We start from the raw sequence: 19241 nt of genomic DNA on the forward strand, positions 1-19241 counted from the left end.
GCGCGCTCTGTCCATACTTATCGTCATTGCCATTGAAGGAGGGAGACAGCATGCTCTGGCAGACACATACCGTTTTTAATCAACCTGTACCGCTTTCTAACAGCAACCTTTTTCTCTCTGATTGCGCCTTGCGCGATGCGGTTGTCCGCGAAGGTGCGGAGTGGGATACAGACCTTCTTGCCAGTATCGGGCAGCAGTTAGGCACGGCGGAGTCACTGGAACTGGGCAGGCTGGCGAACGTTAACCCGCCGGAGCTGCTACGTTATGATGCCACGGGGGAGAGGCTGGATGACGTCCGGTTTCACCCCGCGTGGCATCTTCTGATGCAGGGGCTTTGCGCCAACCGTGTTCATAATCTGGCGTGGGAAGAGGAGGCGCGCAACGGTTCGTTTGTCGCCAGAGCCGCGCGCTTTGTCCTGCATGCACAGGTGGAGGCGGGTACGCTTTGCCCCATCACCATGACCTTCGCTGCCACTCCACTGCTACAGCAGGCACTTCCCGGAGCGTTTCATGACTGGCTGACGCCGCTGATGAGCGATCGCTACGATCCTCATCTCGCGCCGGGCGCACAAAAGCGTGGGCTGCTGATTGGCATGGGAATGACGGAAAAGCAGGGTGGTTCGGATGTACTCAGCAATACCACCCGCGCGGAAAAATGCAGTGACGGCAGCTATCGGCTGGTGGGGCACAAATGGTTTTTCTCCGTGCCGCAAAGTGATGCGCATCTGGTGCTGGCGCAGGCTAAGGGCGGGTTGTCCTGCTTTTTTGTACCGCGCTTTCTGCCTGACGGGCAACGTAATGCCGTGCGTCTGGAGCGCCTGAAAGATAAGCTCGGCAACCGTTCAAATGCCAGCAGTGAAGCGGAATTTCTCGACGCCTCAGGCTGGCTGCTTGGGGAAGAGGGAGAGGGTGTCCGACAAATCCTCAAAATGGGCGGCCTGACGCGCTTCGACTGCGCACTGGGCAGCCACGGCCTGATGCGCCGGGCATTATCGGTAGCGCTTTACCATGCCCATCAGCGGCAGACATTCGGGAAAAACCTTATCGACCAGCCACTAATGCGCGAGGTGCTAAGCCGCATGGCGCTGGTGCTGGAGGGGCAAACGGCGCTGCTGTTCCGCCTTGCGCGTGCATGGGATAAGCGCGAGGACGTGCATGAAGCTCTCTGGGCGCGGCTTTTCACCCCGGCCGCGAAATACAGCGTGTGCAAGGCGGGTATTCCATTTGTCGCAGAGGCGATGGAAGTTCTGGGTGGCGTTGGATACTGCGAGGAGAGTGAGCTTCCCCGTTTGTACCGGGAAATGCCCGTGAACAGCATCTGGGAAGGATCGGGGAATATTATGTGCCTGGATGTTCTGCGGGTGCTGGCGAAGCAGCCTGGCACGCTCGACCTGCTCACCGAAGAGTTCGCCCAGGTAAAAGGCCAGGATCGGCATTTTGATCGTAGCTGGCGGCAGCTGCAACAGAAGCTGCGTAAGCCGCAGGAGGCGCAGGGCAGGGAGATCACCCGGCAGCTCTTTTTACTGGGGACCGGAAGTCAGATGTTACGGCACGCATCACCACCAGTGGCGCAGGCGTGGTGCCGCATGATGCTGGATAACCGTGGCGGAACGCTGATGAGTGAACAGGTGCAAAACGATCTGCTGCTGCGCGCCACGGGCAGAGTAGGTTAGCCGTTTAACTGAAACAGGCCCACCCATGTGTGCTGAGAAAAGCCACTAAAATCAGTGGCTTTTATACTGAAGAATTATGCATACAGAATGGCCTGTACCCGCCAGTGATCGACATGGTTATCTTCCTGCATCTGGATGATGCGATACCAGGAAGCGCCTTGCTCATCGGCCTTTAATGCAACGACACGCTCAACGTCTTGCGGGCTCCCCGTAATGTTATTGACGGAGATCTGGCCAATTTCATTCAGGCCAGTGACACAATCAGCACTGGCGAATTCAGCTGACTGCGCAGTTGTACTCACCAGGCCTGCTGAGAGTAACAGAGAGGTCAAAGCAAGAGTTCGTTTCATCGTCAGCTCCATTTCACATGTCTCCGGTATCCGCCGGGCAATCCTTCGCGAATAAACTCACTTCCCTTGTTGCTGGCATGGAGTTTATTGTGGACAGGAAAATGTCTATGGACGCAAAGCAGTGTAAATGTCGTTCAAATGATTAACTTACTTACGGTACAAAATTGCCTGTGAATACCATTGTCCCGTAATGATGGTTTCATCAATCATGATAATGACGTAATAATCTGCTTTTGCGGCGACAGCTTGTGCTTTGATTGCCTCTTCCGCGTCATCCGGGGAACCGCGAACCATCGCGGAGACGGTGCCCATCCGTTGTAATCCTTCCGTCTGATTACGACGAATTTCCTGCGGATGATCGGCGACCGGGGGAGCGGGTTGCGGTGTTCCCTGCAAGACGCTACAGCCACTGAGCAGAGAGACCAGCAATAAAGCAGCAAACCTGCGCATAACCATATCTCGTTTCCTGATAGCCATAGTGTAGTTGTCTGTAAATTTAGTTTTGGGGGAATGTTCCCGAAGTGTTATCTGAGGCGTAAATTTCGAATGAAAATATCGCGAAATCGTAACCCAGTTCTCAACATTATGAATCATTCATTAGCAAAGGATCGACCATGATTGAACTTGAAACCCGACGCCTCGGTACGCATGAAATCATACACGCTTTCCCTGCTGGAAAAGGTGCACAACCGCTGCCTGTGGTCGTTTTTTATCATGGTTTCACCTCTTCTAAGCTGGTCTACAGCTATTTTGCCGTGGCGCTGGCGCAGGCTGGTTTTCGGGTAGTGATGCCGGATGCGCCCGATCATGGCGCGCGGTTTTCGGGCGATGAACACGCCCGTCTCGGGCAGTTTTGGCAAATTTTGCACGGTAATCTGACCGAGTTCGCCGGGCTGCGTGATGCGCTTTATGAGGCGGGGCTGGTGGCGGATGGACGCCTGGCGGTAGCGGGGGCGTCGATGGGGGGAATGACGGCTCTGGGGATAATGGCCCGCCACCCCGAAGTGCGATCCGTAGCCTGTCTGATGGGGTCAGGTTATTTTTCCTCCCTGTCGCAGACGCTGTTCCCGCCTCAGGAACCGAAGGATATTGACGCGGTGCTGGCTGAGTGGGACATCACTCACGCGTTACCGCATCTGGCCAACCGCCCGCTCCTGCTGTGGCATGGAGAAGCGGACGATGTGGTCCCGGCAGTCGAAACTTTTCGTCTGCAGCAGGCGCTACAGCATGAAGGCCTGGATGGCAATCTTACCTGCCTGTGGGAAGCGGGTGTCCGGCACCGCATTACACCAACGGCGCTGGAGGCTACCGTCGAGTTTTTCCGTCAGCATCTTTAAACTCGCAGCACCGTGACGCCCTGATCTTCCAGTTTCCGGAGGATCTCCGGGTTGGCATTTTTACCGGTGATCACCATGCTGATTTGTTCAGCGCGGCTGAACAGCATGCCAGCGCGTTCGCCGACTTTGCTGCTGTCGACCAGTACCACCAGCTTGCCTACGACGTTAAGCATATTTTGCTCCGCCATTGCGGTAAGCATATCGGTTTTATACAGGCCGTCAGCGGTCAGACCTTTGCCGCTGGTAAACATCCAGTGTCCCGCGTAAAGGCTGTTTTCGCTGTCCTGCGGGCTCAGGGTGATGGACTGGCTTTTATTGTACTGCCCTCCCATGATCACCACGCTTTCATGCTCCTGGTCGATAAGATAGTTGGCCAGCGGCAGGTAATTGGTGATGATTTGCACCGGCTTTCCGCACATCTCCCGGCCCAGCAGAAATGCCGTGGAGCCGCAGTTGATTACCACGCTTTCACCGGGGTTAACCAGCTGCGAAGCGGCTCTGGCGATCCGCACTTTTTCATCGTGATTCTGTGCCTGATGAATGTTCATTGGCGTCCAGCGGGGGCGCTGCTGGCTGATGGCTTCCGCACCGTTGCGAACTTTTTTGAGCTTGCCGCTTTCGTCCAGCTTGTTGATATCACGCCGCGCTGTTGCTGGGGAAATCCCTAAACGTTCTATCACTTTCTCAACGGTGATAAACCCTGTTTGCGCCAGGAGTTCCAGTAATATTTGATGCCGTTGCGCTTCCGTCATGAGCTATTCCGATAAGAATTGATTTGAAAAGATGATATTTGAAATAGCATGAAATTACTAAGATAAATATGGCATCGCCAGGCGTAAGGCCTGGCGACTGAAGGGCACAATTACAGGAATGACTTGAACGGCAGGTCCGGTTCAATGGTGAAGCAATCATCGAAGCCACGCGGATAGTGGTACTCGAGATTGTCTTTATCCAGCGGCCAGGTGAACTTACCGCCGACCTGCCAGATGAATGGCTTGAAACCATACTTCAGACGGTCTTTTTTCATCTCCCACAGGACGCGAATTTCCTGTGGATCGGCCTGGAAGTTTGACCAGATATCGTGGTGGAACGGAATCACCACTTTGGTGTTCAGCGCTTCCGCCATACGCAGCATATCGGCGCTGGTCATTTTGTCGGTAGTGCCGCGCGGGTTCTCACCGTATGAGCCCAGCGCCACGTCGATCTGATGCTCGTTACCGTGCTTCGCATAGTAGTTAGAGTAGTGAGAATCACCACTGTGATACAGAGAGCCGCCAGGCGTTTTGAACAGGTAGTTCACCGCACGTTCATCCATCCCGTCTGGCAGCACGCCTGCAGCTTTTTGATCGGCTGGCAGGGTGATGAGTGCGGTACGGTCAAAGGCATCGAGCGCATGGATTTCAATGTCTTTGATTTTCACCACATCGCCTGGTTTCATCACGATGCAGCGCTCTTTTGGTACGCCCCAGCCGATCCATAAATCCACACAGGTTTGTGGGCCGATGAACGGAACGTTATCAGGGCAGTTTTGCATGACTGCGGCCGCCACGTTCACATCGATGTGATCGTTATGATCGTGAGTAGACAGCACGGCATCAATCTGACGAATAGCAAACGGATCAAGGACAAATGGCGTGGTGCGCAGGTTTGGCTGGAGCTTTTCCACGCCCGCCATGCGCTGCATCTGATGCCCTTTTTTCATCAGCGGATTACCGTGGCTCTGTTTGCCTGTGCCGCACCAGAAATCAACGCAAATATTTGCGCCACCCTCAGATTTCAGCCAGATCCCTGTGCAGCCGAGCCACCACATTGCAAAGGTGCCAGGAGCAACCTGTTCCTGCTCAATCTCTTCGTTCAGCCAGCTACCCCATTCCGGGAAGGTGCTCAGAATCCATGATTCACGGGTGATGGTATTCACTTTACTCATCGTTTGACTCCTGGTTTTAATCAAAAATAATCATATGGTGATTTGTTGTGATTAATGCTGGCACTCTTTGAACAGGTTTGCAACGGCTAAATTGCGGAATTTTACCTTTGCCACATCACAGATAATCCGTTTTTATCTTGTTAATATATCGCTTATTAATGATTAATTACATGAATTATAAGGCTTAATTTATTTTTTGAAATCGGTAGTGAAAATCATTACTAACAACATGGAAATAAATTGCGTGATGCGTCACAAATAATCAAATGCAATCTTGTGGTGATTATTTGTGATTACTAGAGTGATGACACCAACCACACAGGGATTGCCCCTCGTGTTCTCATTTTCTGGAGAGAGTTATGGAGATCCTCTACAACGTCTTTACCGTGTTCTTTAATCAGGTAATGACTAACGCCCCGCTGTTGCTGGGTATCGTGACGTGCCTGGGCTATATCCTTCTGCGTAAAAGCGTCAGCGTCATTATCAAAGGCACCATTAAAACCATTATCGGTTTCATGCTGTTGCAGGCGGGGTCTGGCATTCTGACCGGCACGTTTAAGCCCGTCGTGGCTAAGATGTCGGAAGTGTATGGCATTAACGGTGCCATCTCTGATACCTACGCCTCCATGATGGCGACCATCGATCGCATGGGCGACGCTTATAGCTGGGTTGGGTATGCTGTTCTGCTCGCGCTGGCGCTAAACATCATTTACGTTCTGCTGCGCCGGATTACCGGCATCCGCACCATCATGCTGACGGGCCACATTATGTTCCAGCAGGCGGGGCTGATTGCGGTTTCTCTCTATATCTTCGGCTACCCGATGTGGACCACGATCATCTTCACCGCCGTGATGGTGTCGCTCTACTGGGGTATCACCTCCAACATGATGTACAAGCCAACGCAGGAAGTGACAGACGGTTGTGGCTTCTCCATCGGCCACCAGCAGCAGTTTGCCTCCTGGATTGCTTACAAAGTCGCACCGTATCTGGGTAAAAAAGAGGAGAGCGTTGAAGATCTGAAGCTGCCGGGCTGGCTGAACATTTTCCACGACAACATCGTCTCTACGGCGATTGTGATGACCATCTTCTTCGGTGCCATCCTGCTCTCTTTCGGTATTGATGTGGTTCAGGCGATGGCAGGGAAAACCCACTGGACGGTCTATATCCTGCAGACCGGTTTCTCCTTCGCGGTGGCAATCTTCATCATTACTCAGGGCGTGCGTATGTTCGTCGCCGAGCTGTCGGAAGCCTTCAACGGTATCTCCCAGCGCCTGATCCCCGGTGCGGTACTGGCGATTGACTGTGCGGCTATCTATAGCTTTGCGCCAAACGCGGTGGTCTGGGGCTTTATGTGGGGCACCATCGGCCAGCTGATTGCGGTTGGCATCCTGGTGGGCTGCGGCTCGTCCATCCTGATCATTCCAGGCTTCATCCCGATGTTCTTCTCCAACGCCACCATCGGCGTATTCGCTAACCACTTCGGCGGCTGGCGCGCGGCGCTCAAGATCTGCCTGGTGATGGGCATGATTGAAATCTTCGGTTGCGTGTGGGCCGTCAAGCTCACCGGTATGAGCGCCTGGATGGGGATGGCGGACTGGTCAATTCTGGCACCGCCGATGATGCAGGGCTTTGCCTCTGTCGGTCTGGTCTTTATGACCGTCATCATCCTGATTGCTCTGGTTTATATGTTCTTCGCTGGCCGTTCTCTGCGAGCTGAAGAAGATGCGGAAAAACAAACAGCAGAAGTTTCTGCTCACTAAGGAGTTTCGATTATGACCGTACGTATCCTGGCTGTGTGTGGCAATGGGCAAGGTAGCTCCATGATCATGAAGATGAAAGTGGATCAGTTTTTAACCCAGTCAAACATTGACCACACGGTGAACAGCTGCGCGGTGGGTGAATACAAAAGTGAACTGAACGGTGCAGACATCATTATCGCCTCTACCCATATCGCAGGTGAGATCAGCGTGACGGGCAATAAATATGTGGTGGGTGTACGCAACATGCTGTCACCGGCGGATTTTGGGCCAAAACTGCTGGAAGTGATCAAAGAGCACTTCCCACAAGACGTGAAGTAAGGACGCTGTATGAAACTACGTGATTCGCTGGCAGAGAATAATTCCATCCTTTTACAGGCGGAAGCCAGCACCTGGCAGGAAGCGGTAAAACTGAGCGTGGATTTGCTGGTTAAGGCTGACGTCGTCGAGCCGCGCTATTACCAGGCCATTCTGGATGGCGTTGCGCAGCACGGCCCCTACTTTGTAATTGCACCGGGTCTGGCGATGCCGCATGGCCGCCCGGAAGAGGGCGTCAAAAAAACCGGCTTTGCCCTCGTGACGCTGAAAACGCCGCTGGTGTTTAACCATGAAGATAACGACCCGGTCGATATTCTGATCACCATGGCGGCCGTCGATGCCAATACCCATCAGGAAGTCGGCATCATGCAGATCGTGAATCTGTTTGATGACGAAGCCAACTTTGACCGTTTACGCGCCTGCCGCACCGAGCAGGAAGTGCTGGATTTAATTGATAACGCCACTGCGGCGGCCGTTTAAGAGGAATTGAAAATGTCATTACCAATGTTGCAGGTCGCGCTGGATAACCAGACGCTGTCTCACGCTTATGAAACCACCCGTCTGATTGCGGAAGAGGTGGATATCATCGAAGTTGGCACCATCCTGTGCGTGGGTGAAGGTGTTCGTGCTGTTCGTGACCTGAAGGCGCTCTATCCGCATAAAATCGTGCTGGCCGATGCCAAAATTGCCGACGCGGGCAAAATCCTCTCTCGCATGTGTTTTGAAGCTAACGCGGACTGGGTCACCGTGATCTGCTGTGCAGATATCAACACCGCGAAAGGCGCGCTGGACGTGGCAAAAGAGTTCAACGGCGACGTGCAGATTGAGCTGACCGGCTTCTGGACCTGGGAGCAGGCGCAGGAGTGGCGCGATGCGGGTATCCAGCAGGTGGTTTATCACCGTAGCCGTGATGCGCAGGCCGCAGGTGTGGCGTGGGGTGAAGCGGATATCAGCGCGATTAAACGTCTGGCCGATATGGGCTTTAAAGTGACCGTTACCGGTGGCCTGGCGCTGGAAGATCTGCCGCTGTTCAAGGGGATTCCGATTCACGTGTTTATCGCCGGTCGTAGCATCCGTGATGCCGCCTCTCCGGTGGAAGCGGCGCGTCAGTTCAAACGCTCAATCGCTCAGCTTTGGGGCTAAGGAGCGGGTATGTTGTCTAAACAGGTCCCGCTTGGCATCTATGAAAAGGCACTCCCTGCGGGGGAGTGCTGGCTGGAGCGGTTGCAACTGGCAAAAGAGCTGGGTTTCGATTTTGTCGAAATGTCAGTGGATGAGACAGACGAACGCCTCTCCCGCCTCGACTGGAGCCGCGAACAGCGTCTGGCGCTGGTCAATGCCATCGCTGAAACCGGCGTGCGCGTGCCGTCCATGTGCCTGAGCGCCCATCGTCGTTTCCCTCTCGGGAGTGAAGATGATGCCGTGCGCGCCGAGGGGCTGGAAATCATGCGTAAAGCCATTCGTTTTGCGCAGGATGTCGGTATCCGTGTGATCCAGCTTGCGGGTTACGACGTCTACTATCAGGAAGCTAACGACGAAACGCGACGCCGTTTTCGTGACGGCCTGAAAGAGAGCGTCGAAATGGCAAGCCGTGCGCAGGTGACGCTGGCGATGGAGATCATGGATTACCCGTTGATGAACTCCATCAGCAAGGCGCTGGGGTATGCTCACTACCTGAATAATCCGTGGTTCCAGCTTTATCCGGATATCGGCAATTTGTCGGCGTGGGATAATGACGTACAGATGGAACTGCAGGCGGGCATGGGGCATATCGTGGCGGTACACGTCAAAGATACCCGTCCTGGCGTATTCAAGAATGTTCCGTTCGGCACCGGGGTGGTGGATTTCGAACGGTGCTTCGAGACCCTCAAACAGACCGGCTATTGCGGGCCTTATCTGATTGAGATGTGGAGCGAAACGTCGGACGACCCGGCTGCGGAAGTGGCAAAAGCACGCGACTGGGTGCGCGAGCGTATGGCACGGGCAGGCTTACTGGAGGCTGAACATGCGTAAGCTCAAACAGCAGGTCTTTGAGGCCAATATGGATCTGCCGCGCTATGGCCTGGTGACCTTCACCTGGGGCAACGTGAGTGCTATCGATCGCGAGCAGGGGCTGATCGTGATTAAGCCAAGTGGTGTGGCCTATGACACTATGAAAGCTGACGATATGGTGGTGGTGGATCTCGATGGCAACGTCGTCGAAGGGAAGTGGCGTCCTTCTTCGGATACCGCGACTCACCTGGCGCTCTATCGGCGTTATCCTTCACTCGGCGGTGTTGTTCATACACACTCGACACATGCCACGGCCTGGGCGCAGGCCGGGCTGGCCATTCCGGCGCTCGGGACCACGCATGCGGACTACTTCTTCGGCAATATTCCCTGCACGCGGGCGTTAACGCAGGCTGAAGTTGAAGGCGAGTATGAACTCAATACCGGCAACGTGATTATTGAAACCCTGGGCGAGAGTGAGCCGCTGCATACACCGGGTATTGTGGTGTATCAACACGGTCCGTTTGCATGGGGAAAAGATGCTCACGATGCTGTGCATAACGCGGTGGTCATGGAGGAGGTGGCGAAAATGGCGTGGATTGCTCGCGACATTAATCCGCATCTTCAGGATATTGATGATTACCTGATGAACAAGCATTTCATGCGTAAGCATGGGCCAAATGCCTATTACGGGCAGAAGTGAATAAGTGCTCTGGAATACCGAAACAGTTGTAACCGGTGGTATTTCAGGGCCATTTTCAAAAAAAAGCCCCCGGACAGGGGGCAAGTCAAACTATGGCTATATTTTTCGTTGGCTTTCCTGGTGCTAGCGTTAAAGCGTTATCGGTAAATATCTGCGCTTGCATGCATATTGCCGTTGCTGCCGGGTTCACGCGTTAACATCACGTGATAATATTTTGCACCCTGAGCCTCGGTCTCTTCATTAAGCGCCTGATCTGCTTCACTTTCAGTGGCGAAATTATGATTGATATAGATTACGCCTAAGCTCTGCACATCATCCATATTTCTGGCCTGTCGGCCATCTATCTTAATGGCTGCCATTGCGTTTGCGCTGAGCAAAAGTGCAGCCATAATGGCAATTGCGATTTTTTTCATGATATGCGCTCCACGACTGCGTGCTGTCTGACGGTTGAATGCTCTCCTTTTGGTTTCGGATGGGCTTTGATTAAAGTGTAATCGGTTCTCTGGCGGGGATTGCTGACCATTTCTGATGCTGTTGTTCAAAAAAACAACGCTTCTCGATGTGATTAATTTTAAATCACCCACTTAGACCAGCTTTGCGCTTTGTGCGAATTATTTGTGCGATCAGCTTGAGTTTCCAGGGGCACGCAAGTATTATGACGCGTCAATTTTTCAGCCGCCCTTTAACACGTTCCTTGCCTCCATGGGCCGCGGCTGACCCAGACAGGAGGCTGAATAATCCGTAAGGAGCAATTCGATGCGTCATTACGAAATCGTTTTTATGGTCCATCCTGACCAGAGCGAACAGGTTCCGGGCATGATCGAGCGTTACTCTGCTGCCATCACTGGTGCAGAAGGCAAGATCCACCGTCTGGAAGACTGGGGCCGCCGTCAGCTGGCTTACCCGATCAACAAACTGCACAAAGCACACTACGTTCTGATGAACGTTGAAGCGCCGCAGGAAGTGATCGATGAGCTGGAAACTACCTTCCGCTTCAACGATGCCGTTATCCGCAGCATGGTTATGCGTACCAAAAACGCAGTTACCGAAGCATCTCCGATGGTTAAAGCGAAAGACGAGCGCCGTGAGCGTCGCGATGATTTCGCAAACGAAACCGCAGATGATTCTGATGCTGGGGATTCTGAAGAGTAATTTCTGATGACCAACCGTCTGGCGTTGTCCGGCATTGTATGCAGGGCTCCCCTTCGAAAGGTCAGTCCATCAGGAATTCCGCATTGCCAGTTCGTGCTTGAGCATCGTTCTGTGCAAGAGGAAGCCGGGTTTCACCGGCAGGCGTGGTGCCAAATGCCCGTGATTATTAGCGGACACGAAAACCAGGCCATTACTCACAGTATAACGGTCGGTAGTGCAGTCATGGTTCAGGGGTTCATCTCTTGCCACAAAGCAAAGAATGGCCTGAGCAAAATGGTTCTGCATGCCGAGCAGATTGATTTGATAGATTCTGGAGACTAGCCATATGGCACGTTATTTCCGTCGTCGCAAGTTCTGCCGTTTCACCGCGGAAGGCGTTCAAGAGATCGACTATAAAGATATCGCAACGCTGAAAAACTACATCACCGAAAGCGGTAAGATTGTCCCAAGCCGTATCACCGGTACTCGTGCAAAATATCAGCGTCAGCTGGCTCGCGCTATCAAACGCGCTCGCTACCTGTCTCTGCTGCCGTACACTGATCGTCATCAGTAATCGGGCACGGTCCATTAATACGACTTTAAGAGGATAAGGTAATGCAAGTTATTCTGCTTGATAAAGTAGCAAACCTGGGCAGCCTGGGTGATCAGGTAAACGTTAAAGCGGGCTACGCTCGTAACTTCCTGGTCCCACAGGGTAAAGCTGTTCCGGCTACCAAGAAAAACGTAGAGTTTTTCGAAGCACGTCGTGCTGAACTGGAAGCTAAACTGGCTGACGTTCTGGCGGCTGCTAATGCTCGCGCTGAAGCAATCAACGCACTGGGCACCGTTACCATCGCGTCTAAAGCTGGCGACGAAGGTAAACTGTTCGGTTCCATCGGTACCCGCGATATCGCTGATGCAGTTACTGCAGCAGGCGTTAAAGTGGCTAAGAGCGAAGTTCGTATGCCGAACGGCGTTCTGCGTACCACTGGTGAGCACGAAGTTGACTTCCAGGTTCACAGCGAAGTGTTCGCTAAACTGGTTGTTAACGTAGTAGCTGAGTAATTTTTTACTCTGCTCACGTCGAAGCGCCGGCCTTGTGCCGGCGTTTTGCTTTTTCAGGCTACCAGAAATGGTCGTTTGGGCTTGTATGGTAGCTATTCCTGGCGCATTCTTTGATAATAAATTGAAACGCAATTTTATCTTTGAGATTTGCCATGGATACCGCTCTGCCCACGCCTGTCTTTGCCCGTCGAAATGTGGCCTATGCCTGCGCCACGCTCTGCTGTCTGCTTTGGGGTAGCTCCTACCCGGCCATTAAAAGCGGCTATGAACTCTTCCAGATTGCGACCGATGATATCCCGTCGAAAGTGGTATTTGCCGGATATCGATTCCTGTTTGCCGGTATGTTACTGCTGCTTTTTGCACTGGCGCAGCGTAAGCCTATCGCCAGGCTGACGGCCACACAATTCGGACAACTCACCATCCTGGGTCTGACCCAGACGGCCATTCAGTACACTTTCTTTTATATCGGGCTGGCCTATACGACCGGCGTTAACGGTTCGATCATGAATGCCACTGGCACGTTCTTCAGCGTGCTGCTGGCGCACTTTATCTACCACAACGACAAGCTCAGCTATAACAAAACGCTCGGCTGTATTCTGGGGTTTGCCGGGGTGATGCTGGTGAATTTCCACAGCGGCTTGAGCGAGTTCCACTTCGTCTGGAACGGTGATGGATTCGTGGTGCTGGCGGCCTTCATTCTCTCAGCCGCCACGCTTTATGGGAAACGCATCTCGCAGACGGTCGACCCAATGGTGATGACCGGCTGGCAGCTGGCTATCGGCGGGCTTGTGCTGGTTGTTGGCGGGTACGTAACTGGCGGAACGCTGGAGGTGCACAGCATTACCGCGGTCGCGGTGCTGGGCTATCTGACGTTGCTGTCATCCGTGGCGTTTGCGCTATGGAGCGTGCTGCTTAAGGTGAACCGCGTCAGCATGATAGCCCCGTTCAACTTCGTTGTGCCCGTGGCGGGGACGGTGCTTTCCGCCATTTTCCTTGGCGAAAATATTCTGGATATCAAATACGCGATTGCGCTGGTGCTGGTCTGCTCGGGTATCTGGTGGGTGAATAAGCGGAGTGCCTGAGAACAGAAGTGCCGGGTGGCGGCTTCGCCTTACCCGGCCTACGCAATTAACGTGCTCTGATAAAACTGCCGTCCGGCTGGCGGGTAAACAGTACCTGCTGCCCGTTTCCGGTATCGATTGTTAGCCCGGTCACCACGCCGCTGGCGTTCTGCCTGATCTGCACCATCTGACCGTTCTGCAAATTACTGAGCGGTTTTCCTGCGCCTTCAACCTGCGCCATAGCATAGACATCCGTCGCGGGGAGATTGTGGTCGCGGAACAGTTGCGCGAGGGTTTTACCCGGCTCGACGCGGTAAGAGCGCCATTGTTGTTCAATCCCCGTGGGTTGCTGAGCTTGTGGCGCAGGGGCCTGTTCCTGCGGTTGTTCTTCCTGAACGGGTTCAGGTTCAACGGGGGCGACCTGGCCCGGATCGCCGGAAGGGGTGACCAGCTGAGTCTGCATTGGCTGTGAATCTGGCTGCGGCCGTGTTTGCGACTGGATATCCAGCTGCGCATCGCGAGTGGCTGGCATCGTGTCGACATCATCGCCGCCTGAAGGAAGCAGGAAGCCAACGATCACCAGCAGTGCGCCAATAATGATGCCTCTGCGGTGCAGGGGAGGCAGCGGGTCCATAATGCGAAAATTATCCGGCGCATGCCAGATTTTCGCCAGGGTAGGTTTCAGTTCAAATCGGCCGGGCATGGCTCTCCTCCTGCTCCGCGTCTTTTTTTATCCTGTCCTGAGAAGTGTAGTTTGCTAACTGCCTGACGGGCGTAACAAAACCAGCTTTCGTGACATAAATTTGGGAAAATCCTGACTGGCCCTATTGTTTCTGTTTCGTCGCGGTTTGTCACCTTTACTTAAGACAAAGTTTTACCCATAAGGGCATGGCTGATATGCTGCCCGCTACTTTAAATGTGATGGAAGGAAAACCCATGACCACCCCGACTTTTGACACTATCGAAGCGCAGGCAAGCTACGGCATCGGCTTGCAGGTAGGACAGCAGCTGAGCGAATCCGGCCTGGAAGGTCTGTTACCGGAAGCGCTGGTGGCGGGTATCGCTGACGCGCTGGCAGGCAATCATCCGGCCGTTCCGGTTGACGTTGTTCACCGTGCGCTGCGTGAAATTCACGAACGTGCTGACGCTGTGCGTCGCGCGCGCTTCGAAGAGATGGCGGCAGAAGGCGTGAAATATCTGGAAGAGAACCGTGAGCGTGAAGGCGTAAACAGCACCGAGTCTGGCCTGCAGTTCCGCGTGATCAACCAGGGCGACGGCGCTATCCCGGCGCGTACCGACCACGTTCGCGTGCACTACACCGGTAAACTGATCGACGGTACGGTGTTCGACAGCTCCGTGGCACGCGGCGAACCGGCTGAATTCCCGGTAAATGGCGTTATCGCTGGTTGGATCGAAGCGCTGACCCTGATGCCGGTAGGCTCTAAATGGGAACTGACTATCCCACAGAACCTGGCTTACGGCGAGCGCGGCGCTGGCGCGTCCATCCCGCCATTCAGCACCCTGGTGTTTGAAGTCGAACTGCTGGAAATTCTGTAATCGGCTTTTCTTATTTCCTCTCTCCGTCCGGGGAGAGGAAAATAGTGATAAAACCTATAGTTACGACAGAATCAACATTTTATCTTGCAAACGAAACTGTTGCGTGTATTTTTGTGAGCTGTTTCGCGCTGTATGAGTGATATGACACTCACTTTCAACATATTGTTAACATAATATCCAAATCATAGTATTCATCCCGCCGATTCTTACCTAATATCGATTAGCCCGTACAAGGGACCGTCATTCATTGACGTATTTAAAGGCCAGAAGAGCCTTAACAACACAGACAGGCATAAACAGGAAAATAAAACATGGTAGATCAGGTCAAAGTCGCCGCCGCAGAAGAGGCGTCGTCTGAACAGTCGCTACGGCGCAATCTCACAAACCGTCACATTCAGCTTATTGCCATTGGGGGTGCCATCGGTACCGGGCTGTTTATGGGGTCAGGCAAAACCATCAGTCTTGCCGGGCCGTCAATCATCTTCGTTTATATGATCATCGGTTTTATGCTCTTTTTCGTGATGCGCGCAATGGGTGAATTGCTGCTCTCGAATCTCGAATACAAATCCTTCAGTGACTTTGCTTCCGACCTGCTCGGCCCCTGGGCGGGTTATTTCACCGGCTGGACCTACTGGTTCTGCTGGGTGGTTACCGGAATGGCCGATGTTGTCGCCATCACGGCCTATGCGCAGTTCTGGTTCCCCGGCCTATCGGACTGGGTGGCCTCGCTGGCGGTGATTATTCTGCTGCTGAGCCTGAACCTCGCCACCGTTAAAATGTTCGGTGAGATGGAGTTCTGGTTCGCGATGATCAAAATCGTCGCCATCATCGCGCTGATTGTCGTCGGGCTGGTAATGGTGCTGACGCACTTCCAGTCGCCAACCGGCGTGCAGGCGTCGTTTGCCCATCTGTGGAATGACGGCGGCTGGTTCCCGAAAGGCATCAGCGGCTTCTTTGCCGGTTTCCAGATTGCGGTATTTGCGTTTGTGGGTATTGAGCTGGTCGGCACCACGGCGGCGGAAACCAAAGATCCGGAGAAATCCCTGCCGCGCGCCATCAACTCTATTCCGGTGCGCATCATCATGTTTTACGTGTTCGCGCTGATCATCATCATGTCCGTGACGCCGTGGAGCTCGGTGGTGCCAAGCAAGAGCCCGTTCGTTGAGCTGTTCGTGCTGGTGGGGCTGCCTGCTGCCGCGAGCCTGATTAACTTCGTGGTGTTAACTTCTGCGGCCTCTTCCGCGAACAGCGGCGTGTTCTCCACCAGCCGTATGCTGTTTGGTCTGGCGCAGGAAGGCGTTGCCCCGAGTGCGTTTGCGAAACTCTCTAAACGCGCGGTACCGGCGAAAGGGCTGACCTTCTCCTGCATCTGTCTGCTGGGCGGTGTGGTGATGCTCTACGTCAACCCAAGCGTGATCGGTGCGTTCACCATGATCACCACGGTCTCTGCGATCCTGTTCATGTTCGTCTGGACCATCATTCTGTGTTCATACCTGGTATATCGCAAACAGCGCCCACACCTGCATGAAAAATCGATCTACAAGATGCCGCTGGGCAAGCTGATGTGCTGGGTGTGCATGGCGTTCTTCGTGTTCGTGCTGGTGCTGCTGACGCTGGAAGATGACACCCGTCAGGCGCTGATCGTCACGCCGCTGTGGTTCATCGCGCTGGGGCTGGGCTGGCTGTTTATCGGTAAGAAACGTATGGCGGGAATGCGTTAATACGTTTGAAAGAAATGTAGGCCCGGTAAGCGTTAGCGCCACCGGGCTTTTTTTTATTCCCCGGCTAATGCACGCGGGAACAGTACGTTATTCTCAAGACTGATGTGTTCCATCAGGTCGTCGATCATCTCGTTAATGCCGTTGTACATGGCTTTCCATGTGGTGCACGCTTCTGGCGGCGGTGTGACATTGTTGGTGGTGTGTTTGATCACTTCCAGCAGTTCACCTGCATCGTCATGCTCGCTTTCCATCACGCTAATCGGGCCCATCGCCTGGCTGCCCATTCCCTGTTTGATCATCGGGAAGAGGATCTGCTCTTCTTTCATCATGTGGCTGGAAAGCTCTTCATGCAGCATGGTCAGGTATTTCGCCAGACCGCGCGGTACGGAAGGTTTGTCGGCGTGAACACGCTCAACTTTGGTTGCCTGCAGGATCAGCTCCGGCAGTTGTTCACGGTGGCGATCGTGGTAACGCACAATGATATGGTCGATGATTTCTGCAAGCGGCGCGGTGCGCCAGTCCTTCTCAATGGGCTGCTCGGCCAGCTGTGCCAGCTCTGCTTCGATCACTTCGACATCCAGCTCCTTGCGCGAGGCAGCGCGCGCCAGGGTTTGTTTGCCGCCACAGCAGTAATCCATATCGTATTTACGGAACAACGCAGAAGCGCGAGGGATGGAGAGCGCCAGCTCGCCGAGGGGTTGGTCGCGGAAGGCCATAGCAGTTACCTCATCATCAAAAATATAAGATGCATTTTAAATGCATCTTTATGTGAAGGCTATAACCCTTTAGTGGCAAGGGTGAAAATACGACGTTGATCACAAAAAATGGGCGGTATTAACGTACTGAATAAATTCAGGAAAGGACTTTAGAAAGTTTTTAAAGGTGGAGAAACAGTAAACAACCCGCCGTGCCTGCCGATAGAGACACGTCAGACAACACCTGCATATAAAAAAGGCAACGCATGTTTAAACGTATAAAAGTCATTACTCTCCTGGTCTCAGTGCTGCTTGTGCTCGGCGTCATGCAAATGATTTCCGCAGGCATATTCATTAATGCACTCAATAACGACAAAGATAACTTCACCGTTTCTCAGGTTTCCAGCCAAAACGTGGCGGAGTTTACCGACGCCTGGATCAGCCTGAACCAGGCACGCGTGACCCTGAACCGTGGCATGTTGCGCCTGCAAAGCAGCATGGCCTCTCAGATTAACGGCGGACAACTGAATGAGCTGGTCAACACCGCGAAAAACCTGCTGGCAGACGCACAGGTTCATTACGATAAATACTATGCGCTGCCGGAAACGCCGGGTCTGGATGAGAAGCTGTCGGACCAGTTAGAAGAACAATACCGCCTTTACTCTGCAACGCTGACGCAAATGAACGTTCTGCTGAGCCAGGGCAACCTGGAGGATATGTTCAAACAGAACGCCGAACAGAAACAGACGGCGATGCAAAAGGTCTATCGCGAATGGCGCGAAGCACAGGCCGCGCTCACGAATAAAGGCATTCAGGATAATGAAAGCGACTATAAGCGCATCCTGTGGGTCCTTTCGGCGGTGATGCTTCTGGTGGTTGCGGTGATTATCTCCAGCTGGATCGCGATGCGCCGCGTGCTGCTGCTGCCTCTGCAGGATGTTATCAGCCATATCCGCGCCATTGCGGCAGGCGATTTAACCCAGCCGATTCAGGCAGAGGGAAATAATGAAATGGCGATCCTGGCGCGCAACGTTCAGGAGATGCAAACCTCGCTGGCGAATACGGTGGGCGTGGTACGTGAAGGTGCCGATACCATTTACACCGGTGCAGGCGAGATTTCTGCGGGCAGCAACGATCTCTCTTCCCGCACCGAACAGCAGGCCGCCTCTCTGGAAGAGACCGCAGCCAGCATGGAACAGCTGACTGCAACCGTGAAGCAAAATGCCGATAATGCGCGTCAGGCTTCACGTCTGGCGCTTGACGCCTCCTCAACGGCGAAGAAGGGCGGTAACGTGGTGGAAGGCGTGGTGCGCACCATGGACGAAATCGCCACCAGTTCCAGTAAAATCGCGCAAATTACTAACGTGATCGACGGTATTGCCTTCCAGACCAACATCCTGGCGCTGAACGCGGCGGTGGAAGCGGCGCGTGCAGGTGAACAAGGTCGCGGCTTTGCGGTGGTGGCGGGTGAAGTGCGTACCCTGGCCCAGCGTAGTGCTCAGGCGGCGAAAGAGATCAAAGCGCTGATCGATGATTCCGGCGAGCGCGTCAGCGCGGGTTCTCAGCTTGTGAACGAAGCAGGTGAGACGATGGCGGAAATCGTCAATGCGGTCACGCGCGTGACCGATATTATGGGCGAAATTGCATCTGCCTCTGACGAGCAGAGCCGCGGTATTGATCAGGTAGGCCAGGCGGTGGCAGAGATGGATCGCGTGACCCAGCAGAACGCCTCGCTGGTGGAGGAATCTGCGGCGGCAGCGGCAGCGCTGGAAGATCAGGCTGCACGCCTGAACGAAGCGGTGGCGGTGTTCAAAATAACGCGTAATCAGGCGGTCAAAGCGGCACCGGTGAAAACCTATGTGCCAAAAGCGCAGCCCGTAGCGGCGGCGTCAGAAGGGAACTGGGAAACGTTTTAATATCATGCCGGGTGGCGCTGGCGCTTACCCGGCCTACGAAA

General features: G+C 53.9%; 23 protein-coding genes. 16 read left to right on the top strand and 7 right to left on the bottom strand.

Translation table 11 applies throughout. The annotated features are described in order from the left end of the window. The first annotated feature begins 50 nt into the window (after positions 1–50). Positions 51–1673: an isovaleryl-CoA dehydrogenase gene (locus EoCCA6_RS14280; protein ID WP_152083205.1), complete on the top strand. Its 1623-nt coding sequence runs from the start codon at positions 51–53 to the stop codon at positions 1671–1673. Positions 1674–1747: 74 nt separating this feature from the next. On the opposite strand, the gene yjfN is transcribed toward EoCCA6_RS14280, so the two are convergent. Both yjfN and bsmA read right to left on the bottom strand, forming a co-directional pair. Then, positions 1748–2023, bottom strand: coding sequence for a DUF1471 family protease activator YjfN (gene yjfN, locus EoCCA6_RS14285; protein ID WP_152083206.1), 276 nt, complete (start codon positions 2021–2023; stop codon positions 1748–1750). Positions 2024–2170: 147 nt separating this feature from the next. After that, positions 2171–2500: a biofilm peroxide resistance protein BsmA gene (gene bsmA, locus EoCCA6_RS14290; protein WP_152083207.1), complete on the bottom strand. Its 330-nt coding sequence runs from the start codon at positions 2498–2500 to the stop codon at positions 2171–2173. Positions 2501–2637: 137 nt separating this feature from the next. On the opposite strand from bsmA, the gene yjfP reads away from it, so the two are divergent. Further along, on the top strand, positions 2638–3360 hold the full coding sequence (gene yjfP, locus EoCCA6_RS14295) for an esterase (protein WP_152083208.1): 723 nt from the start codon (positions 2638–2640) through the stop codon (positions 3358–3360). Here yjfP and ulaR read toward each other — a convergent pair. Both ulaR and ulaG read right to left on the bottom strand, forming a co-directional pair. Then, positions 3357–4112: an HTH-type transcriptional regulator UlaR gene (gene ulaR, locus EoCCA6_RS14300; protein ID WP_152083209.1), complete on the bottom strand. Its 756-nt coding sequence runs from the start codon at positions 4110–4112 to the stop codon at positions 3357–3359. The two genes, yjfP and ulaR, sit on opposite strands and share 4 nt — an antisense overlap. Positions 4113–4222: 110 nt before the next feature. Next, entirely contained in the window at positions 4223–5287 is a 1065-nt protein-coding gene (ulaG, locus tag EoCCA6_RS14305; protein ID WP_152083210.1) for an L-ascorbate 6-phosphate lactonase, read from the bottom strand. A gap of 359 nt (positions 5288–5646) precedes the next feature. Between ulaG and ulaA the strand changes: the two genes are divergently transcribed. From ulaA to EoCCA6_RS14335, 6 genes are read left to right on the top strand one after another with little or no spacing between them, the layout of a single operon-like run. Further along, on the top strand, positions 5647–7047 hold the full coding sequence (gene ulaA, locus EoCCA6_RS14310; RefSeq protein ID WP_152083211.1) for a PTS ascorbate transporter subunit IIC: 1401 nt from the start codon (positions 5647–5649) through the stop codon (positions 7045–7047). A gap of 12 nt (positions 7048–7059) precedes the next feature. Beyond that, entirely contained in the window at positions 7060–7365 is a 306-nt protein-coding gene (gene ulaB / locus EoCCA6_RS14315; RefSeq protein WP_108476136.1) for a PTS ascorbate transporter subunit IIB, read from the top strand. A 9-nt stretch (positions 7366–7374) separates the two neighbouring features. Continuing rightward, a complete protein-coding gene (gene ulaC, locus EoCCA6_RS14320) occupies positions 7375–7842 on the top strand; it encodes a PTS ascorbate transporter subunit IIA (RefSeq protein ID WP_013095304.1) in 468 nt (155 codons plus the stop codon). A 12-nt stretch (positions 7843–7854) separates the two neighbouring features. Then, positions 7855–8505 carry a 3-keto-L-gulonate-6-phosphate decarboxylase UlaD gene (gene ulaD / locus EoCCA6_RS14325; RefSeq protein ID WP_008502901.1) on the top strand — a complete coding sequence of 217 codons (651 nt, stop codon included), beginning with the start codon at positions 7855–7857 and terminating at the stop codon, positions 8503–8505. Positions 8506–8514: 9 nt separating this feature from the next. Beyond that, positions 8515–9375: an L-ribulose-5-phosphate 3-epimerase gene (locus EoCCA6_RS14330; protein WP_152083212.1), complete on the top strand. Its 861-nt coding sequence runs from the start codon at positions 8515–8517 to the stop codon at positions 9373–9375. Beyond that, positions 9368–10054 carry an L-ribulose-5-phosphate 4-epimerase gene (locus EoCCA6_RS14335; RefSeq protein WP_152083213.1) on the top strand — a complete coding sequence of 229 codons (687 nt, stop codon included), beginning with the start codon at positions 9368–9370 and terminating at the stop codon, positions 10052–10054. Before EoCCA6_RS14330 ends, EoCCA6_RS14335 begins: the two co-directional genes overlap by 8 nt. Before the next feature lie 137 nt (positions 10055–10191). Here the strand turns inward: EoCCA6_RS14335 and yjfY are convergent, their stop codons facing one another. Further along, positions 10192–10467, bottom strand: a complete 276-nt coding sequence (gene yjfY, locus EoCCA6_RS14340) for a DUF1471 family protein YjfY (protein WP_152083214.1) — start codon at positions 10465–10467, stop codon at positions 10192–10194. Positions 10468–10810: 343 nt separating this feature from the next. On the opposite strand from yjfY, the gene rpsF reads away from it, so the two are divergent. From rpsF to EoCCA6_RS14365, 5 genes are all read left to right on the top strand, one after another. Then, positions 10811–11206: a 30S ribosomal protein S6 gene (rpsF, locus tag EoCCA6_RS14345; RefSeq protein ID WP_152083215.1), complete on the top strand. Its 396-nt coding sequence runs from the start codon at positions 10811–10813 to the stop codon at positions 11204–11206. A gap of 6 nt (positions 11207–11212) precedes the next feature. Beyond that, entirely contained in the window at positions 11213–11527 is a 315-nt protein-coding gene (gene priB, locus EoCCA6_RS14350) for a primosomal replication protein N (RefSeq protein ID WP_152083216.1), read from the top strand. A gap of 4 nt (positions 11528–11531) precedes the next feature. Continuing rightward, positions 11532–11759 carry a 30S ribosomal protein S18 gene (rpsR, locus tag EoCCA6_RS14355; protein WP_000135199.1) on the top strand — a complete coding sequence of 76 codons (228 nt, stop codon included), beginning with the start codon at positions 11532–11534 and terminating at the stop codon, positions 11757–11759. Between the two features lie 41 nt (positions 11760–11800). After that, a complete protein-coding gene (gene rplI / locus EoCCA6_RS14360; RefSeq protein ID WP_006810372.1) occupies positions 11801–12250 on the top strand; it encodes a 50S ribosomal protein L9 in 450 nt (149 codons plus the stop codon). A 152-nt stretch (positions 12251–12402) separates the two neighbouring features. Then, positions 12403–13332, top strand: coding sequence for a DMT family transporter (locus tag EoCCA6_RS14365; protein WP_152083217.1), 930 nt, complete (start codon positions 12403–12405; stop codon positions 13330–13332). 46 nt (positions 13333–13378) lie between these two features. Here EoCCA6_RS14365 and EoCCA6_RS14370 read toward each other — a convergent pair whose 3' ends face one another. Continuing rightward, positions 13379–14014 carry an OapA family protein gene (locus EoCCA6_RS14370; protein ID WP_152083218.1) on the bottom strand — a complete coding sequence of 212 codons (636 nt, stop codon included), beginning with the start codon at positions 14012–14014 and terminating at the stop codon, positions 13379–13381. 233 nt (positions 14015–14247) lie between these two features. Between EoCCA6_RS14370 and fklB the strand changes: the two genes are divergently transcribed. Continuing rightward, positions 14248–14868: a BamJ family beta-barrel-assembly machinery protein gene (fklB, locus tag EoCCA6_RS14375; protein WP_168927638.1), complete on the top strand. Its 621-nt coding sequence runs from the start codon at positions 14248–14250 to the stop codon at positions 14866–14868. Between the two features lie 311 nt (positions 14869–15179). Then, positions 15180–16589 (top strand): D-serine/D-alanine/glycine transporter, encoded by a 1410-nt coding sequence (gene cycA / locus EoCCA6_RS14380; RefSeq protein ID WP_152083220.1) that lies wholly within the window; start codon positions 15180–15182, stop codon positions 16587–16589. Between the two features lie 53 nt (positions 16590–16642). Here the strand turns inward: cycA and ytfE are convergent, their stop codons facing one another. Beyond that, positions 16643–17305, bottom strand: coding sequence for an iron-sulfur cluster repair protein YtfE (ytfE, locus tag EoCCA6_RS14385; protein ID WP_152083221.1), 663 nt, complete (start codon positions 17303–17305; stop codon positions 16643–16645). A gap of 245 nt (positions 17306–17550) precedes the next feature. On the opposite strand from ytfE, the gene EoCCA6_RS14390 reads away from it, so the two are divergent. Next, positions 17551–19200 carry a methyl-accepting chemotaxis protein gene (locus EoCCA6_RS14390; protein ID WP_152083222.1) on the top strand — a complete coding sequence of 550 codons (1650 nt, stop codon included), beginning with the start codon at positions 17551–17553 and terminating at the stop codon, positions 19198–19200. Positions 19201–19241: the final 41 nt, after the last annotated feature.

The organism is Enterobacter oligotrophicus, from assembly GCF_009176645.1.
Classification (GTDB): domain Bacteria; phylum Pseudomonadota; class Gammaproteobacteria; order Enterobacterales; family Enterobacteriaceae; genus Enterobacter; species Enterobacter oligotrophicus.